Origin of the sequence: Brevibacillus sp. HB1.4B (assembly GCF_013284285.1) — a bacterium.
GTDB classification, from domain to species: Bacteria; Bacillota; Bacilli; order Brevibacillales; family Brevibacillaceae; genus Brevibacillus; species Brevibacillus porteri.
The window spans coordinates 391,304-413,049 of the sequence record NZ_JABSUT010000004.1 but is presented as its reverse complement, the minus strand read 5'-3'; the positions used below and the strand labels follow the sequence as shown (position 1 = coordinate 413,049).

21 protein-coding genes, 1 pseudogene and 1 riboswitch are annotated in these 21,746 nt (G+C 48.6%); of the genes and pseudogenes, 10 read left to right on the top strand and 12 right to left on the bottom strand.

What is annotated here, in order from left to right; translation table 11 throughout:
* The first annotated feature begins 60 nt into the window (after positions 1-60).
* On the top strand, positions 61-1,245 hold the full coding sequence (locus HP398_RS12550) for an MFS transporter (protein WP_173622732.1): 1,185 nt from the start codon (positions 61-63) through the stop codon (positions 1,243-1,245).
* Positions 1,246-1,325: 80 nt separating this feature from the next.
* The gene (locus HP398_RS12545) at positions 1,326-2,573 is read left to right on the top strand and encodes an MFS transporter (RefSeq protein ID WP_173622731.1); all 1,248 of its coding nucleotides are present in this window, start codon (positions 1,326-1,328) and stop codon (positions 2,571-2,573) included.
* A gap of 65 nt (positions 2,574-2,638) precedes the next feature.
* On the opposite strand, the gene HP398_RS12540 is transcribed toward HP398_RS12545, so the two are convergent.
* Positions 2,639-3,721: an agmatine deiminase family protein gene (locus HP398_RS12540; protein ID WP_371736742.1), complete on the bottom strand. Its 1,083-nt coding sequence runs from the start codon at positions 3,719-3,721 to the stop codon at positions 2,639-2,641.
* Positions 3,722-3,851: 130 nt separating this feature from the next.
* Complete coding sequence (locus HP398_RS12535; protein ID WP_173622729.1) at positions 3,852-4,679, bottom strand: MerR family transcriptional regulator; 828 nt, start codon at positions 4,677-4,679, stop codon at positions 3,852-3,854.
* 192 nt (positions 4,680-4,871) lie between these two features.
* Between HP398_RS12535 and HP398_RS12530 the strand changes: the two genes are divergently transcribed.
* The 5 genes from HP398_RS12530 (at position 4,872) to HP398_RS12510 (ending at position 10,012) form a co-directional block, all read left to right on the top strand.
* Positions 4,872-6,206, top strand: coding sequence for an ammonium transporter (locus HP398_RS12530; RefSeq protein WP_173622728.1), 1,335 nt, complete (start codon positions 4,872-4,874; stop codon positions 6,204-6,206).
* On the top strand, positions 6,115-7,269 hold the full coding sequence (locus HP398_RS12525; RefSeq protein ID WP_254476058.1) for a DUF294 nucleotidyltransferase-like domain-containing protein: 1,155 nt from the start codon (positions 6,115-6,117) through the stop codon (positions 7,267-7,269). Before HP398_RS12530 ends, HP398_RS12525 begins: the two co-directional genes overlap by 92 nt.
* 11 nt (positions 7,270-7,280) lie before the next feature.
* Positions 7,281-7,988, top strand: a complete 708-nt coding sequence (locus HP398_RS12520; RefSeq protein ID WP_017250017.1) for an exonuclease domain-containing protein — start codon at positions 7,281-7,283, stop codon at positions 7,986-7,988.
* A gap of 55 nt (positions 7,989-8,043) precedes the next feature.
* Complete coding sequence (locus HP398_RS12515; protein ID WP_106833713.1) at positions 8,044-8,535, top strand: GNAT family N-acetyltransferase; 492 nt, start codon at positions 8,044-8,046, stop codon at positions 8,533-8,535.
* A gap of 223 nt (positions 8,536-8,758) precedes the next feature.
* A complete protein-coding gene (locus tag HP398_RS12510; RefSeq protein WP_017250015.1) occupies positions 8,759-10,012 on the top strand; it encodes an MDR family MFS transporter in 1,254 nt (417 codons plus the stop codon).
* Positions 10,013-10,080: 68 nt separating this feature from the next.
* Here the strand turns inward: HP398_RS12510 and HP398_RS12505 are convergent, their stop codons facing one another.
* The 10 genes and pseudogenes from HP398_RS12505 to HP398_RS12465 all read right to left on the bottom strand — a co-directional run.
* On the bottom strand, positions 10,081-10,668 hold the full coding sequence (locus HP398_RS12505) for a hypothetical protein (protein WP_017250014.1): 588 nt from the start codon (positions 10,666-10,668) through the stop codon (positions 10,081-10,083).
* A complete protein-coding gene (locus tag HP398_RS12500; protein WP_173622727.1) occupies positions 10,665-11,153 on the bottom strand; it encodes a YbaK/EbsC family protein in 489 nt (162 codons plus the stop codon). The genes HP398_RS12505 and HP398_RS12500 overlap by 4 nt, the downstream gene beginning before the upstream one ends.
* The gene (locus HP398_RS12495) at positions 11,150-11,887 is read right to left on the bottom strand and encodes an MOSC domain-containing protein (protein ID WP_173622726.1); all 738 of its coding nucleotides are present in this window, start codon (positions 11,885-11,887) and stop codon (positions 11,150-11,152) included. The genes HP398_RS12500 and HP398_RS12495 overlap by 4 nt, the downstream gene beginning before the upstream one ends.
* A gap of 25 nt (positions 11,888-11,912) precedes the next feature.
* A complete protein-coding gene (locus HP398_RS12490; RefSeq protein WP_017250011.1) occupies positions 11,913-12,710 on the bottom strand; it encodes an NAD kinase in 798 nt (265 codons plus the stop codon).
* 102 nt (positions 12,711-12,812) lie between these two features.
* Positions 12,813-13,283 (bottom strand): NUDIX domain-containing protein, encoded by a 471-nt coding sequence (locus HP398_RS12485; RefSeq protein ID WP_238144642.1) that lies wholly within the window; start codon positions 13,281-13,283, stop codon positions 12,813-12,815.
* Between the two features lie 74 nt (positions 13,284-13,357).
* Complete coding sequence (locus tag HP398_RS12480; protein ID WP_017250009.1) at positions 13,358-13,756, bottom strand: YugN-like family protein; 399 nt, start codon at positions 13,754-13,756, stop codon at positions 13,358-13,360.
* A gap of 151 nt (positions 13,757-13,907) precedes the next feature.
* Complete coding sequence (locus HP398_RS12475) at positions 13,908-14,708, bottom strand: LSm family protein (RefSeq protein ID WP_017250008.1); 801 nt, start codon at positions 14,706-14,708, stop codon at positions 13,908-13,910.
* 88 nt (positions 14,709-14,796) lie between these two features.
* The gene (thiO, locus tag HP398_RS12470; protein ID WP_173622725.1) at positions 14,797-15,900 is read right to left on the bottom strand and encodes a glycine oxidase ThiO; all 1,104 of its coding nucleotides are present in this window, start codon (positions 15,898-15,900) and stop codon (positions 14,797-14,799) included.
* A gap of 640 nt (positions 15,901-16,540) precedes the next feature.
* A riboswitch (TPP riboswitch) is annotated at positions 16,541-16,657 on the bottom strand.
* Positions 16,658-16,721: 64 nt separating this feature from the next.
* On the bottom strand, positions 16,722-16,946 hold the full coding sequence (locus HP398_RS31375) for an excisionase family DNA-binding protein (RefSeq protein WP_328141112.1): 225 nt from the start codon (positions 16,944-16,946) through the stop codon (positions 16,722-16,724).
* Between the two features lie 15 nt (positions 16,947-16,961).
* A pseudogene (locus HP398_RS12465) lies at positions 16,962-18,311 on the bottom strand (glucose-6-phosphate isomerase); the annotation flags it as partial.
* Positions 18,312-18,521: 210 nt separating this feature from the next.
* Here HP398_RS12465 and HP398_RS12460 point away from each other — a divergent pair.
* The 3 genes from HP398_RS12460 to HP398_RS12450 are packed head-to-tail and all read left to right on the top strand — an operon-like array spanning position 18,522 to position 21,729.
* Positions 18,522-19,799, top strand: coding sequence for an efflux RND transporter periplasmic adaptor subunit (locus HP398_RS12460; RefSeq protein ID WP_173622723.1), 1,278 nt, complete (start codon positions 18,522-18,524; stop codon positions 19,797-19,799).
* A gap of 26 nt (positions 19,800-19,825) precedes the next feature.
* Positions 19,826-20,545, top strand: coding sequence for an ABC transporter ATP-binding protein (locus HP398_RS12455; RefSeq protein ID WP_007724719.1), 720 nt, complete (start codon positions 19,826-19,828; stop codon positions 20,543-20,545).
* Positions 20,542-21,729, top strand: coding sequence for an ABC transporter permease (locus tag HP398_RS12450; protein WP_017250003.1), 1,188 nt, complete (start codon positions 20,542-20,544; stop codon positions 21,727-21,729). The genes HP398_RS12455 and HP398_RS12450 overlap by 4 nt, the downstream gene beginning before the upstream one ends.
* Positions 21,730-21,746: the final 17 nt, after the last annotated feature.

Below are 21,746 nucleotides of genomic sequence, written 5' to 3'. Positions count from 1 at the left end.
GCTCATCAGTTCAAAAGTTATTTAACTATAGAATTATAAAACAACGAGGAGAGATTTTTTATGGAACGCCTATTTTTGATGATCTTTTTCTTCACCATGTTTTTGATAGGTACGAATACATTTATCATTAGCCCACTGCTGCCAACCTTGCGAGAGTTATATCACGTATCCACTAACCAGGCAGCCTGGCTGATCGGAACGTATGCTTTCGGATTTGCTTTGACCGCTTTAGTCGCCGGTCCGCTATCCGATAATCGAAACAGGAAACATGTGATGGCATTCGGTATGCTCGGATTTGCACTTTCCACACTTGCATGCGCCTTTGCACCTAGTTTCGCCGCGATGCTCTTCTTTCGCTTTCTTGCCGGGACCTTCTCTGCCTTTATCGGTCCTCAAGTGTGGGCTGCCATTCCTGTTTTGTTTCCCCCTGCTCGTATCGGAAAAGCTATGGGGATTGTCATGGCAGGTCTTTCGGTTTCCCAAGTGATCGGTGTACCTATAGGCAGTTTTTTGTCCGCTTATCATTGGTCGTTTCCTTTTTTGGCTGTAGGAATTGCTTCTCTCGGAGCTTTTGTACTCATCATCCGAAAACTTCCCGATTTATTGCCTCCTACCGCCATAGCCGGACTTGGAACAAACAACGCCCGGGTGGCTATTTTTGCACGTTACATGGATCTGTTGCGACTGCCTCAAGCTTCACGCAGCTTTATCGGCTATTTCGTTTTCATGACGGGTGTCTATGCAGTCTTTTCATTCTATGGCGTATGGCTTTCCGATCAATATCAGCAATCCGTTACCCAAATTGGCTTGATCACTTTCGTTATCGGGCTTGGCAACACCGTTGGCAGCTTACTCAGCGGTTGGTTACTCGAGCGTTGGAAGACAAATACGATTTTGACCGTTGGGTTTCTGGGTAGCGCCCTGCTCTATCTTGTTTTGCCTTACATACCGGGAGTCGGCTTTTTGCAGGTTGTCCTCTTCTTCATGTACTGCTTCGGCGGTGTACTCGTGCCTGTCCTGATGGGGTACTTGCAATCATTGTCCGACACCTCGCGCGGTACCATATCGAGCTTGGCCAACGCCTGTATGTACATCGGAACTTTCATTGCCTCTTCTTTCGCAGGCAATTTGTATTCTATTTTTGGATTCGCGGGGGTCAGCACCTTCGCCACCTTCACTTTTCTTATCGCCTATCTTCTCTTTGTTTTGAGGACGGGTAAATTAAATGTAACCTCTCAAGCTTGAGTTCTTTACTTTCCCTCTTCGCCTTGCTACGCTATGGTCACATTCATTTTACCGCAGTCAGCAGGACGGAGAGGGTCAACGTGGATTCATCCCCATCTTTATGGAAAAACAGTTCGTTCCTCAAGCTTTGGCTTGCGCAAATGACAGCAAGCATCGGTGATCATTGCTACAGCTTCGCATTACTCTGGTATTTGCTCCAAGCAACCAAATCGGGTACGGTGCTCAGCCTGCTCGCAATCCCGGAAATGGTGGCGGGTCTCATGTTTTACCTCGTCGGCGGAGTCATGGCTGATCGGTACAGCCCGCGCATGCTCATGGTGGGTGCGGATGTTGCTCGAATTCTTGTCGCGATCACGGTTGGCATCCTGGTCTACATGGGTGTGGAAGAGTTTGCTTTTTTTCTGGCAGCCCAATTCTTGTTGGGGTTGTTCTCCAGTCTGTTTCAGCCAGCGCGAACCGTTGCACTCAAATCAGTGGTTCCCCAAGAGCAGCTAGGGCGAGCAAATGCCATCTTGGATACGACTTTCCGAACGATTCGGATTATTGCGCCAATGTCAATTGGACTGGTCGCTTCGATTATGCCGCTGTCTACTTTGTTTTTTGTGAACGCAGGCAGCTATTTGATTTCCGTCTTGTTCCTTTATGCCATCCGTATTTCGTTGACCGATCAACGAGGGGTATCTCCTACGAAAATGACACCCAGGCAGTACGCCCGGGATATTGCCGCAGGTTTACAGGAGCTAAAACAAAATCGTGCTCTGTTCTTGATTCTTCTCTTTAGCAATATGGGCTTTCTCGTCTGGCAGGTCACTTACACGGTGGGCTTCCCATTCATGGCCGAACGCATGCAGCAAGGAAACGGAAGTACATTAGCTGTCTTGTTGGGCTTTTACGGGATCGGGAACTTGCTAGGAAGCCTGTACATGGCGCGATCGTTCTACACTCGCTATTTGTTTGTGATTATGATTGGTTGGGTGTTTCAGGCAGTCGGGTTCCTGTTGCTTACGGCAGGAGGTACCGCTCACTGGATTGCCTTCCTCGGAGCAGCCGTGGCAGGGATCGGAGGACCGCTCATTGGTATCCCGACCGTGACTGCCATTCAAATCAAAGCATCCAGCAACAGTACAGGCAAAATTTTTGCGATCAACATGCTCATGTTCACTTTCTTTTGCACATTGTCCAGCAGCCTCGGTGCAATCTGGATGGGCAAATGGCCCGTCGAGCAGCTTTTTTTCGTTAGTGGACTATTCCTCGCTGTCATGAGCTTCGCAGGCTTTCTGATTGAAAAACAAAAACCAACGGAACAACACCAATCCTCATCTGCATAAGTAGCTTTTTTCATACCAAAAAGCCGTTTTTTCCTCCTTCAAGGAATCAACGGCTTTTTGTTTTCCTACATTTCAACTGGCTGTTGTTGTGTCACACAATGAATCATCCCACCATGTTTATAAAGCTCTCTGACATCAATGCCAATCACTTCACGGTCAGGGTATAGCTTTTGGATGATCTCGTTTGCGATTTTGTCATTCGGATCATGATAATTCGGCACTAGGACAACGGTATTCCCAATATAGAAATTCACATAGGAGCCTTTGTATCCCAAGTCCTTTCCATTCTCTAAAATGACATTGTGCTTACTGATTGGTAAATTCACGTACTTATACGGCTTACCCAAGGCATTCTTCGCCTTCAGCAATGTTTGGATATCCTTATTCGAGACACCCCATTCCTCTAAATCCTCTTCCTTCATCGTAATAATCGTTGACTGATCATAAAATTTGGCAAAACCATCAATATGAAAATCTGTAATATCGAGGCCTGGTACACCATCTAGCCAAATAAAATTCGTCGCACCAAGATATTCTTTCATATACTTCTCAACATTTGCTTCTGAAAATTTGGGATTTCTATTTTTATTCGTAACAGCACTGCGTGTCGATAAAAATGTACCATTCCCGTCCAATTCAAACGCTCCACCTTCAAGAACAAGCTCATTCAAATCAATTCGTTCCATTCCTGTTTGCTTGCTTAGCTTGCTTGAAAGTAATGCATCTTTTTTATACGGCGTTTTCTTGCCCCATCCGTTAAATCCCCAGTCCATCATTTTCAAGTTCTTATCCTTGTCGTATACAAAAATCGGCGCAGTGTCCCTTGACCATACATCGTCCGTAGGAGCAATGTAGAAGTCGATTTTGTCCATATGGATACCTTCCTCATACAGAAGATCATAAATATAGTCCTTTTCGTATTCATCATAAGCGACAATATGGACATTTTCCCCTTCACTTAAGGCAGCTGTCATCTCGATCCAAATGGACTCAACCTCTTCTTGATAACCTTTCCCATACGTAAAGTTATGCGGCCATACTAACCACGTACCTTCATGCTTGCTTTTTTCATCCGGCATTGTGTATTTGCCTACGTATTGTTTTTTCATGTTTTGACTCTCCTCGGCCTTACTTGGCATACACCCCATTAAGATCCCAGCTGTTAAGACAACCCCTGAGCACAGTACCATTATCTTCTTCATTTCATAATCCCCTCTTGTTCTGGTAGCTTTCCCGCAAAAGTAGAGTAAGCCTTGACATAGTGTCAAGGTCAAGCAGTTATTGTCTCGCTTTTTTCATGATAGGAAAACTGATCTGTGTCACATACTCACAGGCAGGGCTGTCACATTCTGGGCCTTTCAAGTAGGTTTCGTAAGGCAGACCATCCAGACGGTAGCCGTTGCTATCTGCCCACTCTTCAAGTGCCATATGCGCGTATCCGATATCGTCATAACTTCCGAAATGCAAAGTAGTAGCAATAAACTGCTCGGGGAGCTGTTTGATTTGCCATTCGCTTGATGTATTGCAGCCGTTCTCATGAATGATCGGGATCATCAACTCAATATTACTGTTGTCAGGGGTGAATTCTTCATCTAAAAACAAAACAGACGGAGCACCAAGTAACTGAATATGATTTTCTTCCGCTTGCGCGTATATAGAATCAATGTACTTGTCCATGTCCGCAATATGAATTTGCAAGCTTTGACTGATGATACTTACTTCCTTTCTCATTCCGAGCAATATATCGTACGTTCTTCTCTTTCCTCGAATGATATCTTCCTTTTTTTCAATCATCTCCTGCATTTCTGCAATGATCTGTCTATAACGATTCACCTCATTGGACAGTTCATTTATTTTCGAGTGGATGAATTCGATAAAAAATTTCCTGTCGGATGTCTGAAGGATCGTTTTAATCTCTGGCAGAGAAAATCTGTATTCTTTCAACTTATTGATAAGTAATGCCGTTTCTAATTGACTCTTTTCATAGTATCTGTATCCATTTGTTTCATCGACATGCAAGGGCTTCAAAAGTTCTTCCTTGTCATAGTGTCGCAACATGCGCGGACTCATTTTGCAAAGCTGAGAAAATCTGCTGATTGTGTACATATGTCTCCCTTACCCTTTGTGATGATTTCAAGAAGCTATTATATCATTCAGTATCGAAGCTCTGGTGATACCTACCATCGTTATTTTCTTATTATTTGCAAAAAAACAATTGCAACCGAAATTTCAATGTCATATAATCTGACATAAATAAAAATAGTGTCAGGTTATCTGACACAGATAAGAGGTGGATGGATGGAACCTACTGTCGCAAGTCTCTCGTCTGCCATTGACGCCACATGGGTCATGGTCTCGGCCATTCTGGTCATTCTCATGCAGGTTGGATTCGCCCTGCTGGAAGCTGGCTCTACTCGCATGAAAAACGCTGGTCACGTCGCAGGCAAAACGGTCCTTACCTTCGGCATCTGCTCGATTGCCTTTTGGGCGTTTGGCTTTGGTCTGACATTTGGAGACGGCAACTCTTTCGTCGGACTTTCCGGATTCTTTTTTGACGGCTTGCAAAAAGACGCTTTCTCCGCTTTTTCCGCTGCAACTGTGCCTATCTCGATTCTCTTCCTCTTTCAGCTCGCTTTTGCAGCCGTTTCACTCGCGATCGCCTGGGGTGGTTTCGCCGAACGTGCCAAGCTGTCCATTTATTTTATTTTCAGCGTACTGTTTACTGTCCTCATCTATCCTGTCGTCGGTCACTGGGTATGGGGCGGCGGTTGGTTGGCACAACTCGGGATGCAAGACTTCGCTGGTTCTACAGTTGTCCATCTCCAAGGTGCCATCGTCGCACTTGTCGCCACTATCCTTTTGAAGCCTCGCATTGGAAAATACAATCGCGACGGCAGCTCCAATCTGATTCCTGGTCACAACCAAGTCTACTCTGTCTTAGGTGTCCTGTTTCTTTGGATCGGCTGGTTCGGCTTTAACGCCGGCTCCACGCTCGGCAGTACATCTGGATTTTTCGGCTATATCGCCGTCACAACCAATCTCGCTACCGCAGCAGGCGCTGTCGCCGCTCTCACTATCTCCTGGATCGTCATGGGGAAAGCAGATATTCCAAGTATGCTCAACGGCGTCCTCGCTGCTCTCGTCGCAATTACAGCATCCTGCGCCTTCGTCGATCCGTGGGCAGCTGTTGTGATCGGTGCTGTGTCAGGTATTCTTACATTTTATACATCCATTTGGTTTGATCGCATGGGGATTGATGATCCCGTCTTCGCTTTTTCCGTGCATGGGGTGGCTGGTATTTGGGGAACGTTGTCCACGGGTTTATTCGCTACTCCAGAGCTTGCCGAAAAGGTCGGCGTAGGCGGTCCTGGGCTGTTTTATGGCGGCGGCCTGCATCAGTTAGGGGTTCAAGCGTTGGGCTTGGCTGGCTCCGCGCTCTACGTTTTCGTCGTAGCCATCATCATTTTGTATGTGTTAAAAGTAACCATTGGCCTGCGAGTCACTGAAGAGGAAGAGGTGGTTGGTCTTGACCTTAGCGAACATGGGGGATACGGCTATCCCGAACTACTCCAGCCTGAACGCGTACGACCGGCTACATCTACCCAAACCAGCACCTCTCACTCTCTCACCTGAACAAGTGGAAAAAATACGGAATGTTGACTCCTTTGGCGAGCTGGCCTTATTGCGACGAGAATTGTTGGACCCTTCTCCGTTGCGTTCATTGAATCGCGCAGGGGAACTGGCTCCCTTTTCCATTGTCGTCAATCTGATTCACGACAATCTTATCCGACAAGGGGTACTCCTCGCAGTGAACGACCTTGCCAAAAGGGGCTTGGGTACCCCTCCCGTCCCCTTTGCCTTTCTGCAATTCGGCAGTGGAGGTCGGTCAGAGCAAGCACTCATCAGCGATCAGGATAACGGCCTCGTCTATCAACTGCCAGATCATCTAGGCGAACAGGAAACAGAAAAGATACATGGTTACTTTCAATTACTGGGGGCGACAATCGTTGCTGGTCTGGAGGTAGCCGGTTATCCTCCCTGCCAAGGGAATGTCACTTGCCTCTCCCCAAAATGGCGAGGTAGCACCGAACAATGGCTGGACCAAATAGACAGATGGGTCTCTCACCCCATCTGGGAGAACGCTCGTTATTTACTGCTCGCAAGTGATGTGCGTGTCTTATGGGGCGAATCGGCCATTTTTACTCCTGTCCATGACCGCTTCCGCCAATTGCTTGCAGGGAACGCCTTTTTGCTGAATCGACTGGTAAGCAATACGTTGCATTATCGGGTACCACTCGGAATATTCGGCAGAGTTTTACCTGAAGTCCATGGACGCTTCCGCGGCGCCATCAATGTGAAGTACGGCATTTATTTGCCACTAGTGAATTGCGTACGGCATTTCGCCTTGGCGCACGGCATCTTTGCCAGCTCTACCTTGGAACGATTGGATCTACTCGGTGAAAAAGGAGTCTGGAGCAAAAGCTTTTGTGACGAGGTAGCCGCGTACTTCCGGCAAATTCAAGGTTTGCGCCTGATTGCTCCTCTCCATTGGGAAGATGGACAATACACCAGTAATAGCTATATCAAACTAGGGGAGCTTTCTCCTGACACCCAAGTGATGGTACGACAATCCATGAAGCTGGCGATCCGCCTGCAAAAAATGACAGAAAAGCTCCCGTCCGTTTTTGGGGGATAGGAGGAGATTGCGTGGCAAAATGGGACTTATTCGGTCGCATTTGGCATATGAGCCGGGCTATGCCAGATATAGCAGATGACAAACAGCACATCGCCTATTTGCGCTCCATCTCCAAAACGAATAAACCAGTCGATTCCAGTGCCGATATTCCTTTGCACGATCTGGAGGTTGTCGTCGTCGATCTGGAAACGACCGGTTTTTATCCCGATCACGGAGACGCGATTATATCGATGGGAGCCGTCGCCATGAGAGGAGAGCACCTCCTCCTCGGCGATTCTTTTTATACGTTGGTCAATCCCGGTCGGGCGATTCCTCCACACATCCGCTCTCTCACCGGGATTACCGATGATATGGTTGCCGATGCTCCCGAGCTGCTAGAGGCTTTGTCCCGTTTTTTTCAATTTGTTGGAGATCGTCCACTCGTTGCCCATCACTCTCGCCATGAGCGTGAATTTTTACGATCTGGACTTTGGAAAACGAGCCGGCGTTCGTTTACCCACCGCATGCTGGATACGATGCTACTCATCCGATTGTTGAGCAATCCGATTGGCAACGGTTCGCTGGACGCCCTCTGTGCAGCACACGACATCCCGATCTCACGCAGGCATCACGCTTACTGTGACGCTGTTGCCGCTGGTACGCTCTGGGCGAAGTATTTGGTGAAAGCAAAATCACATGGATTTACAAACCTGCGGCAGGTTTACGAGGCCGTACGCTAGAAGAAGTTCGAACAAGTTCAACAAGTCCTACCAACCAACATGAGGAGAGAATATCATGCTACAGATCAGAGACGCAGTTCTGAGTGACCTACCTGCAATGCTCGCTATTTACAACTACGCGGTAGAAAATCTGGTTGCGACATTTGACTTGGAGCCACAGACCTTGGCCCAGCGCGAAGTGTGGTTTCACAAGCACGGTGACAGACATCCGATCATCGTCGCCGAATACGAAGGGAACGTGATCGGCTATTGCAGCCTGTCCGTTTTCCGTGAGAAACCCGCCTATCAAAAATCGACCGAGCTGTCTATTTATATCGCCCCCGATCAAAGCGGGAAAGGTGTCGGCACGACCTTGATGAGTGCGATTTTGGAGCGTGCCAGACAACTCGAATACCATACGATCGTGAGCGGAATCGTAGGGGGCAATGACGCCAGCGTGAAGCTGCATGAGAAGTTCGGGTTTTCATTGGCTGGGAGGTTTCAAGAGGTGGGATTTAAATTCGGAGAGTGGCACGACGTTCATTTCTATCAATGGATGGTCAAGTAACAGCATACGAAAAGCCGACACCCTTTTCACAAGGAAGTGTCGGCTTATTTGTTATGTAGGAAGCGAATATCGAAAAGTGGCACATCTTAAGCCAGGGTCTAATCCCTTAGCCCTTATGATATTAGTGTAACTGACGGATGATTATAAGTCTATATCTTTTTGAAAATTTGCACTAAAGTAGGTGTACCTGGCCAGGGAATCAAAAACAGGAGGTAACCCTGCTGTGCAATGGCTGTCATGGGATCTGAACCTGAAGACCAGATTGATCGGTGAGACGCTTTTCAACCTATTGTTTTGGATGTACTTTCCCTTTCTTACTCTCCACTTTAGTGATACCTTTGGCAAAAATGTTGCCGGGTTACTCATGACAGTGCCACCGATTATGAGTATGATCGGCAATCTTTTTGGCGGCTATTTGGCTGACCGATTTGGTCGTCGATATGTCATGCTGTCAGGAGCGTTTTTGCAGGCAGGCATGTTTGTCCTGTTTGCCTTCTCCCTCTCTTCTTGGATCGATTATCTTGCGTTTATTGGAATCGGGCTTGGCAAAGCGGTATACAGCCCGGCGAGTTCTGCGATGGTCGCTGATCTCACCTCCGAAAAAGACAGACGCAGAATATTCGCTACCTTCGTTACAGCCATGAACATTGGCGCCGTATTGGGACCCGCGTTGGGGGCCATCTTTTTCTTTCAATACCGCAGTGAGCTGCTATGGACTTGTGCGCTTGTCACTTTTTTGTATTCGATTGCGATCTGGCTCCATGTGAGAGAGACACTGCCACAGTCTGTAAAAAGCTCTGTCGCCTCCATCCATTTCCCTTCTGTTATGAAGGAGCAATGGCAGAGCTACACCGTCATTCTACGCGACAAAGCCTTTGCTATCTATATTTTCGCAGGCATGCTGATTACCATCGCAATCGTGCAGCTCGATTTATTTTTGGCCGTCTATGTAAAAGAATTCGTCCCAGCGCAGACACTGCTCTCGTGGAAAGCATGGTCGCTCTCGCTTAGCAGTACAGAAATTTTCGGATGGATGCTGGGAATAAGCGGCCTTCTGTTTGTTCTGTGCGCCCTGCCTGTTACCAAATGGTTTGAGAACTGGAGCGACCGGAATGTCTTCCTCTTGTCCTCCCTGCTGTTTGGCATGGGCATGTTTTTGGTGGGATTCACGACGAATGCATGGCTGTTGTTCGGATGCGTGGTCATTTTTACAGTAGGGGAAGTAATGCGAACGCCGGTCGAGCAGAGCTTCGTCAGCAAATACGCACCAGAACATGCACGAGGACAGTACATGGGCGCCTCTAACCTGCAGTACTCGCTCGGCCGCTTCCTCGCTCCCGTAACCGTCATTCTTTCGGAGTGGATCATGCCTATTGGTGTTTTCGCGTTCATCTTGCTATGCTCTCTGTTGAGTGCCGTTTTTTATATGAAGCTATTCCAAATCGTTCAGAAACGCGAGTCAGTTCATTACGGATAAGCTATAGCCGAAAACAAGAAGTGGTTGAGCAGCGATAACCTCCTGCCAACCACTTTTTTCGTTCAAGATTATAATTTTTTCGGAGCTTCTAATTTCACGGGGTCAACCATTACTTTTATTTGTGCTGGCGTTCCTTCGATCGTTACTTTCACACCGGAAACAACCATTTCTTTTGGTGTTTTTGCAACGTTGGTATTTGCAATGAACTGATCCAACTCCGGCGTCCAGGTAAGTCCAGTCGCTTGAATCATCGCCTTCACTGTATGAACGTCAGGAACCCCTTCATACATGATACCGTCTATTGTTTTTTGATCACCGCTCAGCATAACGCTTACCCATATCGCTTTTTCGTTTGCCGAATTTTCTTGCTTTGGATAATAAAAGCGATAGAAGTTTGTTTTCTTCTCTAGTTCAAGCGCAAATGGCAACGCGTGAATACCCTTTTCAGCTAATTCGTCTCTTATGCTGTTGTAATTACTCAGGTACGTTTTGGTTGTCATATTTTTAAACGCAGAATCAGAATGGTTCATTTTTTGTTCTTTCTCATGTGAAATGCTGTTTTCAATTGCAGTCGTTTGGTTAGAACCTCCGAATACGGTAAGACCCGCGACTACGACTATTGCTGCTACTGAGATAGAGACTGCATATTTTTTCATTCTGGATTCCCTTCTGGCGAAGCCGCATCGATTTCCTTCGCCCCTGTCATTTTTAGCAATGCCTCATAAGAGACTGGTAAAAGTGATTCTGCGATACCTGCCGCCGTATAAACCACAGAAAAGCGCTTTAAGGAGCGATCCACATAGACAGGCACTTCCTCCTGCAAAGCAAACGGACAAACTGCTCCGACACGGAAGCCCGTCATTTTTTCTACCTCTTCCGGCTTAGCCATCTTTGGCTTTCCTTGACCAAACGCCGCCTTCACTTGCTTGGGATGGACTCGTACATCTCCTGCTGCCACGAACAAGGCGAACTGCTCATCCACCCGAAACAAGATCGACTTTGCGATTTGGCCGATCTCGACACCTAATGCCTGTGCAGCCACTTCGGACGTAGGCAACGGCTGTTCAAACAATATCGGCTCGATGCTCGAGTCATAGCGTTGTACGTAGCTACGAACCTTTTCCAGAGGGCTTGCGATCATTCTCCTTCACTCCCAATCTCAACTAAAAAAACGTCATCTCCTTGCGACACACTGCCTGTCTTGACAACTGAAGCATACACGCCGAAGTGATTATTGTGACGCTTGACGCATGCCTTCAATACGGCAGGAGTCATCGTCAGCGTATCTGGGTCGATATTGACATAAACACAGCGCTCGCAGTGCTTATTGACTTGCAAGGTCACATCATTGATTTTGATCTGTTTGCCCAACCATTTATCTTCCGCGAACGGCTCATCATCCTCCAGGACAACGACCAAATTCCCCCGAAAGCGTCGTGGATCTACCTGCTCTGAGCCAATCTGCCGCGCGATCTCTCTAAGAGAAGCATCCGTAACCAGGAGAATGTGGTCTTCCCAGTTCACACCGCCTTCTTGCGGACTACTAATCATAGGTGTAATGGAGCGATTCGCCGTCTCCGCGACATGAGCAAATAAAGCATCATCCCACTTATGTACACTGCCATCCCGGGCTTCGATCCGAATCGGCGGATACGCTTCTTTTCCTGTCCCTTCGCTCATGCTGGCATGATACCCTATGAGAGCGGGCACGACATCCGCACTGAGATACTTACCTTGCCGGGCATTGTCCCAAAAATAATAGGCACGGTCTCCATACAAGCCAAATTCATCGACCGTACTTGATGCTAGCTCTTCCCCTCGCATTGCTTTGACAGGATGACGGAAAATGGTTTGCAGTGCTCCTACTTTTTTCATTTGGTTTCCCTCCCCAACGCTTTCTCTATCCGGAAATAAACGAATTGCGAACCCGCCCCCAAAACGTCAATCGTTTGTAGCGAGCGAATTTTACTTTGTCTGGTCCCACTCGGCACCGAATGGAACGCACATCTCTCCATACCGCCTGCTCGCGGTCCAATCCAATCATAATCTCGGGATTCATGACAATCAGCTCTACTTCATGATGCTTCGGCAATACGAGCGAGCTGTTGATGGTCCGATACGCTTGGTTATTGATCGAAGCGATCTCGGACAATTGAATCGCCTCAATGGACGGATGAACAATCGCTCCATCCACGGCTTTGTTATAAGCTGTACTTCCGGACGGTGACGATACAATCAAGCCATCACCACGAAATGTCTCCAGCTCATCGCCGTTTATATAGACACATGTCACCAATGTAGACAAATTCGCGTTGCGCAAAACCATTTCATTCAGCGCCCACTTTTCGTACTGCTTACCTTCCCTTGTGCTGATCCTGCATTGGACCGTTGGATATTCCGCGATCAGAGGCTCTTCGTTTAACAGTCGCTCGACGAATTCGTCCAGCTCCTCGGGACGCCAGTCCGCATAAAAGCCAAGGTGTCCCGTGTGAATCCCTACATAGGACGGCTCGATTCCGTATTGATGTACAGCCTCCAAAAGCGTCCCATCTCCCCCGATGGACAACACCATATCCGGTTGTTCAGCCGGCCCCTTGACGAAGGTAAACGGGCTATTGGCTGCTTGCAGCTTTTCTTTTAAGGCATGTTCCACTTCTCGTGTGTAATCATCATTTCGCAGTACAGTCGCAATCTTCATGCTGGTCTGCCCTCACTTTTATCCTTACAAGCGGTCTTGCACGCTCTGTTGTTTGTCTTCACTATACCATAGGAAAAATCGACTTGCATAAAATCCCACTTGTCACCAGCGGTCACTCTGAAAAGACTGCTTGCGAAATTGAGATAAACGCCTCTCTGTAGCTGGTGATATTTCCTCAGGAAGCTCATCCCAAGCAAAAAAGCGCATTTCCGCTACTTCTTTGTCATCCTTACTCAATTCTTGACCGGACGTGAGGTCAAAATGATACAAGGCAATGTGGTCTCGTTTCCCTTCCCGCTCACTGTAAAAAAGATGGCAGAGGGTAAGTCCGTCCGCTCGTATTCCGCACTCCTCCCACAACTCCCTGCGAGCAGCATCCCCAAACGACTCTCCTCGCTCTACTCCTCCTCCCGGCAAATACCAGCCATGGACATACGTATGCCGAATTAACAAGACTCCCTTTTCTACATCCGTTACAATGACACGGACACCTAAGGTGAGAGGCTTGCGGATTTTCCAATACCATTTCGCCACTGCATGGTACCAGGCCATATTTCCACCTCGCTTTTCCATGTGCTACCATTCTTTGGCCACCCATATTTTCCCTGCCATGGTCAAGAAAAAAACAGGCCTTTCGACGGCCTGTCTCACGCGAGGCGATTCTCCAGCTCTTTGACAATTGCCTCTGCTTTTCGAATCCATCTCGAATCAATCTCTGCGTCCTTGTCTACCGGCTCCTGAAACTGATTCATCAAACCCGAAGCGAGCGGCTCCATGTAGCCGATATCTTCCTCTACCCCAGTCTGGTACACATGCCTGATCACAAACGGCCGTCCGAGTTCCAGCCATGCATCCGGGCTGTCGAGCTCACCTTGCAATACTTTGACAGGCAAGCGCAAAAAGACCGTGTTCTTGTCATCCAACGCCCGGTCGAAGTACCCTTGCTCATAATCCCAGTTGGATAATGTAAAGTGCGGCTGAAGCGCTTCACGAAAATAGCCAAATGTCGCCCGCGTGCCTGGCAAGCTGCTGTTTATTTGTTTCATCGTCAATCCCTGCCTTTATTTATTCTGTGAGAAACGTTCACCGTTTTGTTCGTAGTGTATGACAAAAGGCGAGGTTGTACTCTCACATCTACAAAAAGCAGCAAGCCTCCTAAGCCGTGATGGCCTTGAGAGGCTTGTAAATTCCCCACCATTAAATCAAGACAATTGTCAGGAGCGTAAAGAGCGCCAATGGAATGATTTTACGTCCGTTCCGGCATCTTTTCCGTCTTCTCCCTTGAACTTTTGGCAAAACATAGGGCGGTGGAGGTGGCGGCGGCGGACAAAAAAAGGGCGGATACGGCGGGAATGGTGGAAATGGCGAAATATTTTGCTCCCAAGGACTCACCTGTGGCTTCTGCTCGCTATACGGACTGACTTGGGGTGGACGATTGCTGGTGCTATACGGGCTGACTTGGGGGGCGGGACGATTACTGCTGCTATACGGACTGACCCGCGAGTTGTTGGAACTGCCGAAAGGACTGACCTGACTGTATGGATTATACTCATCGCCGTAGGGACTTGCCTGCGAAAAATATGGATTACCTCCATATGGACTGAGATCGCCATAGGGAGGATAACCTGCATACGGGTTATAGCTCACATACTGAAAGTAATAATCAGGATAGTGCCCCCATCCTCCATACGGCTGCCGATTGGCCACTTCCATTACTTGATAAGGATTGTAGTCCTCATAGTCCTCATAATTCTCATAATCATACTCTTCGAAAACTTCTTCTTCCTCCGCATCCTGATCTACAACTTCTACGTATACGTTTTGATCATCATAATCGACAATGACGCCTTCAAACACTTGCCCGTCAATTGCTTCGATGCGCACTTTTTTCTCCACGTGCTCCTTGCAGATGTTGTGCACATTCTCTCGCATATCCTTTAACAGGCTGACAAACTGAATGTCAGCCTGATACAGGTTTTTATCAGAATCAGACTGCATGGTAACTCCTCCCCTTCTGGTGTTTCTTTATTACCATATACAAGTGCCCATGGGGAGGTTACCGGAATCTAGGCGAGACTAGCCCAATTTACAGAAAGCGGGCAGGTAAAAATGGCAAAAGGTGCTCCGTCTCCCCTTTTTCCACAAAGTCCGCCATCGATTTAGCCGTGACGGGGGAAAGCAGGATACCATTGCGAAAATGTCCACCTGCGATCGACAGACCTTCCCAACCAGGAACGGGGCCCAAGAGCGGCTTGCCATCTTGTGTCGCAGGTCGAAGTCCTCCCCAAGCCTCCAAAAAGGTAGCGGAGTGTAACGCAGGAACATACGGCATGGTCCCTTGCAGGATACTAGCTAACCCCGCCATTGTGACGTCACGCTGGAAGCCACTCTCATCCTCAGTCGCACCAATGACAATTTTTCCATCCTTTTTCGGAGTGATGTAGCCTGTCGTTCCGAAAATCACCGTTCGCAATGGGATGCCCACGGACGAAACGGCCGCAATCTGTCCGCGCACAGGGCGAATCGGCACGGAAATGCCCAGCATCGCAAGCATCATTCCAACCCACGCTCCCGAGGAAATCACCGTCTGTGCGGCACGCAGTGACCCTGTAGAGGTCTCGATTCCGATCACTTTTCCACCTTTTACCGCAATGCCGCTCACCACGCAGCCAGATAACAGCTTCACTCCTTGCAATTGGCAAGCAGTAGCCAAGGCGCGAAGAAGCATTCGATTGTTAATGTGTCCTTCGTACGGCGAATAGATGGCCGCTTGCACTTGATCGGTCAGAAGTGGCTCTACCTCTTTCACTTGCGCTGTATTCGAGAGCCAATGCACAGCATGTCCCGCTTCTTTTTGCCAACGGTATTTGTCTGCGAGCTGTTGGACTTCCTCCTCATTTAACGCGACGGTCAGCAACCCCTCCAGGCTTAGCTGTACGTCTCCACCAGTCAATTCCTCCAGCTCCGCTGCCCATTCCGGGTATAGCGCAAGTGACTCCATGCCCAAATCTAGCATCGGTCCAGGTGCCGTGAATTCCTTCAAAGGAGCAAGCATTCCGGCCGCAGCGGAAGACGCCTGACCTCCCCATTCTCCCTGCTCGACCAAGGTAACGCTCACCCCGCGCCGTGACAGCTCGTATGCCAAGCTCAATCCGATAATTCCTCCACCCACTACCAGACAATCACTCATCTTTTTTCTCTCCTCACTAAGTTGCGATTACGTCTTTTTTAAAAAACTCTTTGTACGTTGCTGTTGTGGTGTGGAGGAAACAGGAGAAAACGCTCAGCTTCTAGGGCCACCCCCTGCGGGATTGACGGCACGACTCCAGCAAAAAGCGAAACCGCGTCCAAAGTGGTCTCTTCAGGATGCATTTTCAGAGGTGGACGCTTAAGAGCGTGTTTCGCTTTTTGCATTCCGTCTCCGGTCGGTGTCCCTAAGATCTTCGCTTATTTCTCCTGTTTCCTCTACGAGCTTTTCGTGTTATCCGATTTTTTAAAGATTTTTAATTAATGAAGAACGCAATCAGTTACGCCAGAGAAGAATATTTCCAGACGTAGCGACTTGTGGAGTCCTACTGAGCGGAGAAGGGATGAGCGGGCAAAAGAAACGCAACGTGCCCGGACTACGAAGCGGCTACCACTTTTGCGTTTCCCCGCGAATCCCTTCGGAGCGGGCAGTCCCAGCCCCCCAGCAGGACGGAGCCTGGAGCCTAGACTGGAAATATTCTTCTCTCCACTACAGCCACGCATAACTCCATAACAAAAAGCCCACCCGTTCCTGAGCAGGAAAAGGTGGGCTACATACGCATAGGTAACAATAAGCAAAAAGCGCAGTCTGCCGGCAACCGTATCCCTGCGCCGGCATGATCCGGATCAGGTGCAATGGGTCGATGGTCGATTGCTTCCATCCTCTCAGCCCCGCATGAAGGACTCCCCAAGTTGCTTGTTTATTATGATATTCCTTTGTAAGTATAGTCCTCTTTACAACCATCTGACAAGCACGTCCGCTGGTTAATCCTCATCCTTCACATCGTAGCTCTCTGGAATCGGGTCATGACGCGCGGCATCCTCGAACTCCCGGAGCTTGCGAATTTCCTCCAGATGATGATTGAATTGCTCTTTGTTGATGATGTACTCATTGCCGTCATGGACAGCACGGATGCGACCCTGCTTGATTTTTTCCATAATAAACGTCTCGGGAAGCTCCAAATAAGCAGCTGTCTCCTCGACGGTCAAATACGTCTTATTCTCGCGCAATCTAGCCTCCAGTTCCGCTTTCTGCCGCTCGTAGCCTGGCTTGCCCAGCAAGGCAAACATATTGGCTTTGTACGCCTCCACCCCTGGCTGATCAAACGGATTGACGCCCAGCAAATAGCCGCTGATTCCGCATGCCTTTTCAAAAAAGTAAATCAGTCCACCGAGATAGTAAGCTGTCGCCTCCGGTATTTCCACAAGCAGATTCGGTACACCGCCGTCCACATGGGCCAGCACCGTTCCCTCGAAAGCTTTTTTATTGACATACCCCATTCGTTTGCCAGTCAAAAAATTCAACCCATCGACGTCAGCGGGGTCCTCCTGGACTGTCAAATCCACAGCGGGCTTCGTCACAGACACAACGGTCTCAAACAAATGCCTCATGCCGTCCTGTATGTATTGGCCCAACGAATGCAAGTCTGTTGAAAACTCGGCAGAAGCCGGAAAAATCCCTTTGCCATCCTTACCTTCCGATTCCCCGAAGAGCTGCTTCCACCACTCCGCAAAGTAGCGAAACTGCGGCTCATAGCTAACCAACAGCTCCACAGTCTTGCCTTTTCGATAGAGTGCATTGCGAATCGCCGCATACTGATAGCACGGATTATCGCGCAAATCCATGACCATGTAACGTTCGCGTGCATCCTTTGCCCCTTGCATGAGTGCATCCATGTTCGCCCCGCTTACAGCGATCGGCAACAATCCAACCGCGGTCAGGACTGAATATCGCCCTCCGATATCATCTGGAATGACAAAGCACTCATAGCCTTCGTCATCCGCCAGCTTTTTCAGGGCTCCCCGCTGTTTATCGGTCGTAATGTAAATTCGTTTTTTGGCCTCTTCACGTCCATACTTCTTTTCCAGCCATTCCCGAAAAAGTCGAAATGCGATAGCTGGCTCTGTCGTCGTGCCCGATTTTGAGATGACGTTGATGGACACATTTTTTCCTTCTAATACGTCCATCAGATGAGAGATATAAATCGGACTAATATTGTTGCCCACAAAATAAATCTCCGGAGAACGTCGCTTTGACTTCGGCAGCAAATTGTAGAAGCTGTGGCCCAAAATGTCAAGCACCGCTTTTGCGCCTAGATACGAGCCTCCGATGCCAATCACCAAAAGCACATCCGAATGCGATTGAATCCGGTTTGACGCTTGGCGAATTCGTTCATACTCGTCCCGGTCGTATTGTTCCGGCCAATCGACCCACCCAAGATAATCTTTTCCAGGTCCAGTCCTTGCATGAAGCATTTGATGCGCAATTTCGATCGCTGGAGAAAGCTGCTCCCACTCATGCTGTTTGACAAAGGCTCGAGCGTTGGCGTAATCAAAACGAATCGTTTTGTTCATAGCTCCCCTCCGAGGAACGTCATCTCATCTTTATCTATGATATCACGGCAAATGGCGGCAAAGAACTTTCCGACAAAACGTATCAAACTGCGCTTAATTATGTCCAAAATGTGAACATTCGGCATTTCATGTTACCTTTTTCCAGTACTACCGTAAAAACCTTTCGAGCAATGAAATAATATGGTTCTTACCAAAGCAAGGAGAATGAACATGAAAAAACGATGGTGGATCATCGGTTCCGTCGTAGTCCTCCTGGGCATCGGGGGCGTTGCGTTTTCCATGATGGGATCGCAACAAGCTATGGGAATACCTGTCAACATCGGCGCACCAACGAAATCAGCTTTGGAAAGCAAGGTTTTGACATCAGGGCTCGTCACCGTAGAAGACAAGCTCAAACAGTACGCCAACGTCACCGGAACCTTACGCGAGTTTGTCGTCAAAGAAGGTGACAAGGTGAAAAAGGGACAAGTGATCGCGAAAATCGACACGTCCGATGTCGATAGCCGAATCCTCGAGATGGACGCGCAAATGGAATTGGCCAAAGCCAACCTCGCCAAGGCACAAATCGGCAACGAGCCGGAAGAAGTCGCACAGGACCAAGAACGTGTCTCCCAAGCCCAGCGTGAATACGATGCGGCAAAGCGAGAATATGATCGGATGAATCAATTATTCGCTTCTGGTGCTTCCACCCAGCAAGAGCTGGACAAGTTGAAATCACAAATGGATAGCGCTCTATCTACGCTGAATGTCGCCAAGCAACAGCTCGCTCTCAAGCAAAAGGGACCACGTAAGGAAGACATTGCCGCTCAGCAAGCCCAAATCAACAAGCTGAATGTAGAAAAAGCACAGCTGAATAAAGAACGAGTCCAAAGTGTCGTCGTGGCACCTATGGATGGAACCGTCATTGGCGTTGCAGCTGATAACGGTCAATACGTCAACAAGGGAACGGAAATCTTGACCCTTGCCAATCTAAACAATCTGTTGATTGAAGCAGACATCAACGAATCCGATGTCAACAAGCTCAAAATCGGTCAATCTGCCACGATTGAAGGCGTGACACTCGGAAAGAAAAAGCTGAATGCGGAAGTAGCTCGCATCTCTCCAACCGCGACCACTACTGCCACCAAGTCGGGGCAAGGTGAAAAAACACGCGTCAAAGTCACCCTTAAGCCATCTGGAGATCTATCTGCTTTGAAGCCGGGCTTCCATGTAGACATCAACATCTCCGTGGAAAAAATCGATAATGCCATGCAAGTGCCAATCGAAGCGATACAGCAAGATGCTGACGGCAGTACCTTTGTCTGGGTATCTGCTAATGGTGTTGCGAAAAAGCAAAAGGTCGAAACCGGTATGGAAAATGAGTTGTTCACTCACGTCAAGTCTGGACTTAACGGTGATGAGCAAGTGATTTTAGGCCCTGTCGAATCCCTGACTGAAGGAGCTCCTATCATGCCAATGAGTGGTGGCGACGCACCAATGGGTATGTAACACGTAAAGAAGGAGGTCAGCCGACGATGCTTCATGTAGAAGGCTTGACGAAAGCATACAAGACGGGTGATACCGTACTGCCCATCTTAAAAGGTGTCTCCCTGCTGGTGGAACAAGGCGAATTCGTTGCCATCATGGGGCCATCAGGATCAGGGAAATCGACGTTTATGAACATGCTGGGCTGCCTGGATCGTCCAGATTCGGGTTCGTACATGCTAGACGGCATTGAGGTTAGCAGTCTGAAGGATACGGAGCTCGCCGTTGTTCGCAACCAAAAGATCGGCTTTGTGTTCCAATCGTTTAATCTACTCGCCCGCTCTAGCTCCTTGCACAATGTAGAGCTGCCGATGATGTACGCGAATGTCAGCCGCTCAGAACGGCGCAAACGGGCTACAGAAGCACTCAAACGGGTGGGGTTGGCTGAACGCATGGACCATAAACCAACCCAGCTATCCGGTGGTCAAAAACAGCGTGTAGCGATTGCCAGAGCACTAGTCAATAAACCAGCCATCCTGCTGGCAGACGAACCGACGGGAAATCTGGACAGCCGCTCCGGGGTCGAAATCATGGCCATGTTTCAGGAACTGCATGCGCAGGGCGTTACGATCATTCTCGTTACCCACGAATTGGATATCGCCCAGCACGCTGAGCGGATTGTGACTTTCAAGGATGGCGTGATCATTCGCGATGAAAAGGTTACGGAGCGGATATTCTCCAAGCCGTCTGACGAGGTGATTGTCACATGAATTTTATGGAAAGCTTTAACACCGCCGTGGAGGGTATCTGGGCGAATAAAATGCGCTCGATCTTGACCATGCTCGGGATCATCATCGGGATTACCTCCGTCATTGTCGTAACGGCACTCGGTGAAGGTGGACAGAGAGCCATCAACGAAGAGATGGAAAAGTTCGGGCAGAACACGTTTAACGTCTTCATCAATTGGGAGACAAAAGAAGAGATAGCCTCAGAAGATATGACCGTAGAAGATACCGAGGTGCTCGGCAGGATTAGTCCCGCCATCGAATACATCGTGCCTTCCAACTCCAGTACGATTGATTTGAAGGGTCCGAAAAAAGAAGAGCGCGTCAACCTCACTGCCTCCACTGCTGATTATTTTTCGATGCAATCAACATTGAAGGTGGCAAAAGGGCGACTTTTCACCGAGGTCGATGACAAAGAGCAACGCGCCGTCATCGTCCTAGAGGAGGCTCTTGCCCAAAAGCTGTTCGGTCAAATGAGCCCGATTGGTCAGCGTGTTCGCTGGGGGAATCAATCTCTCGTCGTAATTGGAACGTACACGGAAGAGAAGTTCAAGTTCGATATGGCAACGAGCTATGGCGCGATTATTCCCATCCGTTACGAAATGAGCCTGCAGGAAGAGCCTTCTGTCCAAATGATCATGGGAAAAGCAATCGACAAAGCCTCTGTCGAACCAGCCATGCAGCAGGTCAAACAGTACTTGAGCCGCAAGCATCAAAAGGAAGACCATTACAGAGTTCGCAGCATGCAAGAATCCATGGATCAGTTTAATCAAATGACGGGCACCTTGACGCTGATCTTCAGTATCATCGCAGGAATCTCCCTCGTGGTTGGTGGCGTCGGCGTTATGAACATCATGCTCGTATCCGTGACAGAGCGTACTCGCGAAATCGGGATTCGCAAAGCATTAGGGGCACGCCGACGAGATATTTTGATTCAGTTTTTGATTGAATCGGTCATCGTCTGCTTGATCGGTGGATTAATCGGGGTGTTGTTTGGCCTTGGTATTGCTTCGATCATCGCCTATTTTGCACAGTTGCCGCCGCTTATGTCCTGGAACAGCGTGTTTATCGCATTCGGCTTCTCCAGTGCCATCGGTATATTCTTCGGCCTTTATCCGGCCAATAAGGCAGCCAAGCTCGATCCAATCGAAGCACTGCGTTACGAATAAGGAAAAAACAAGCACCT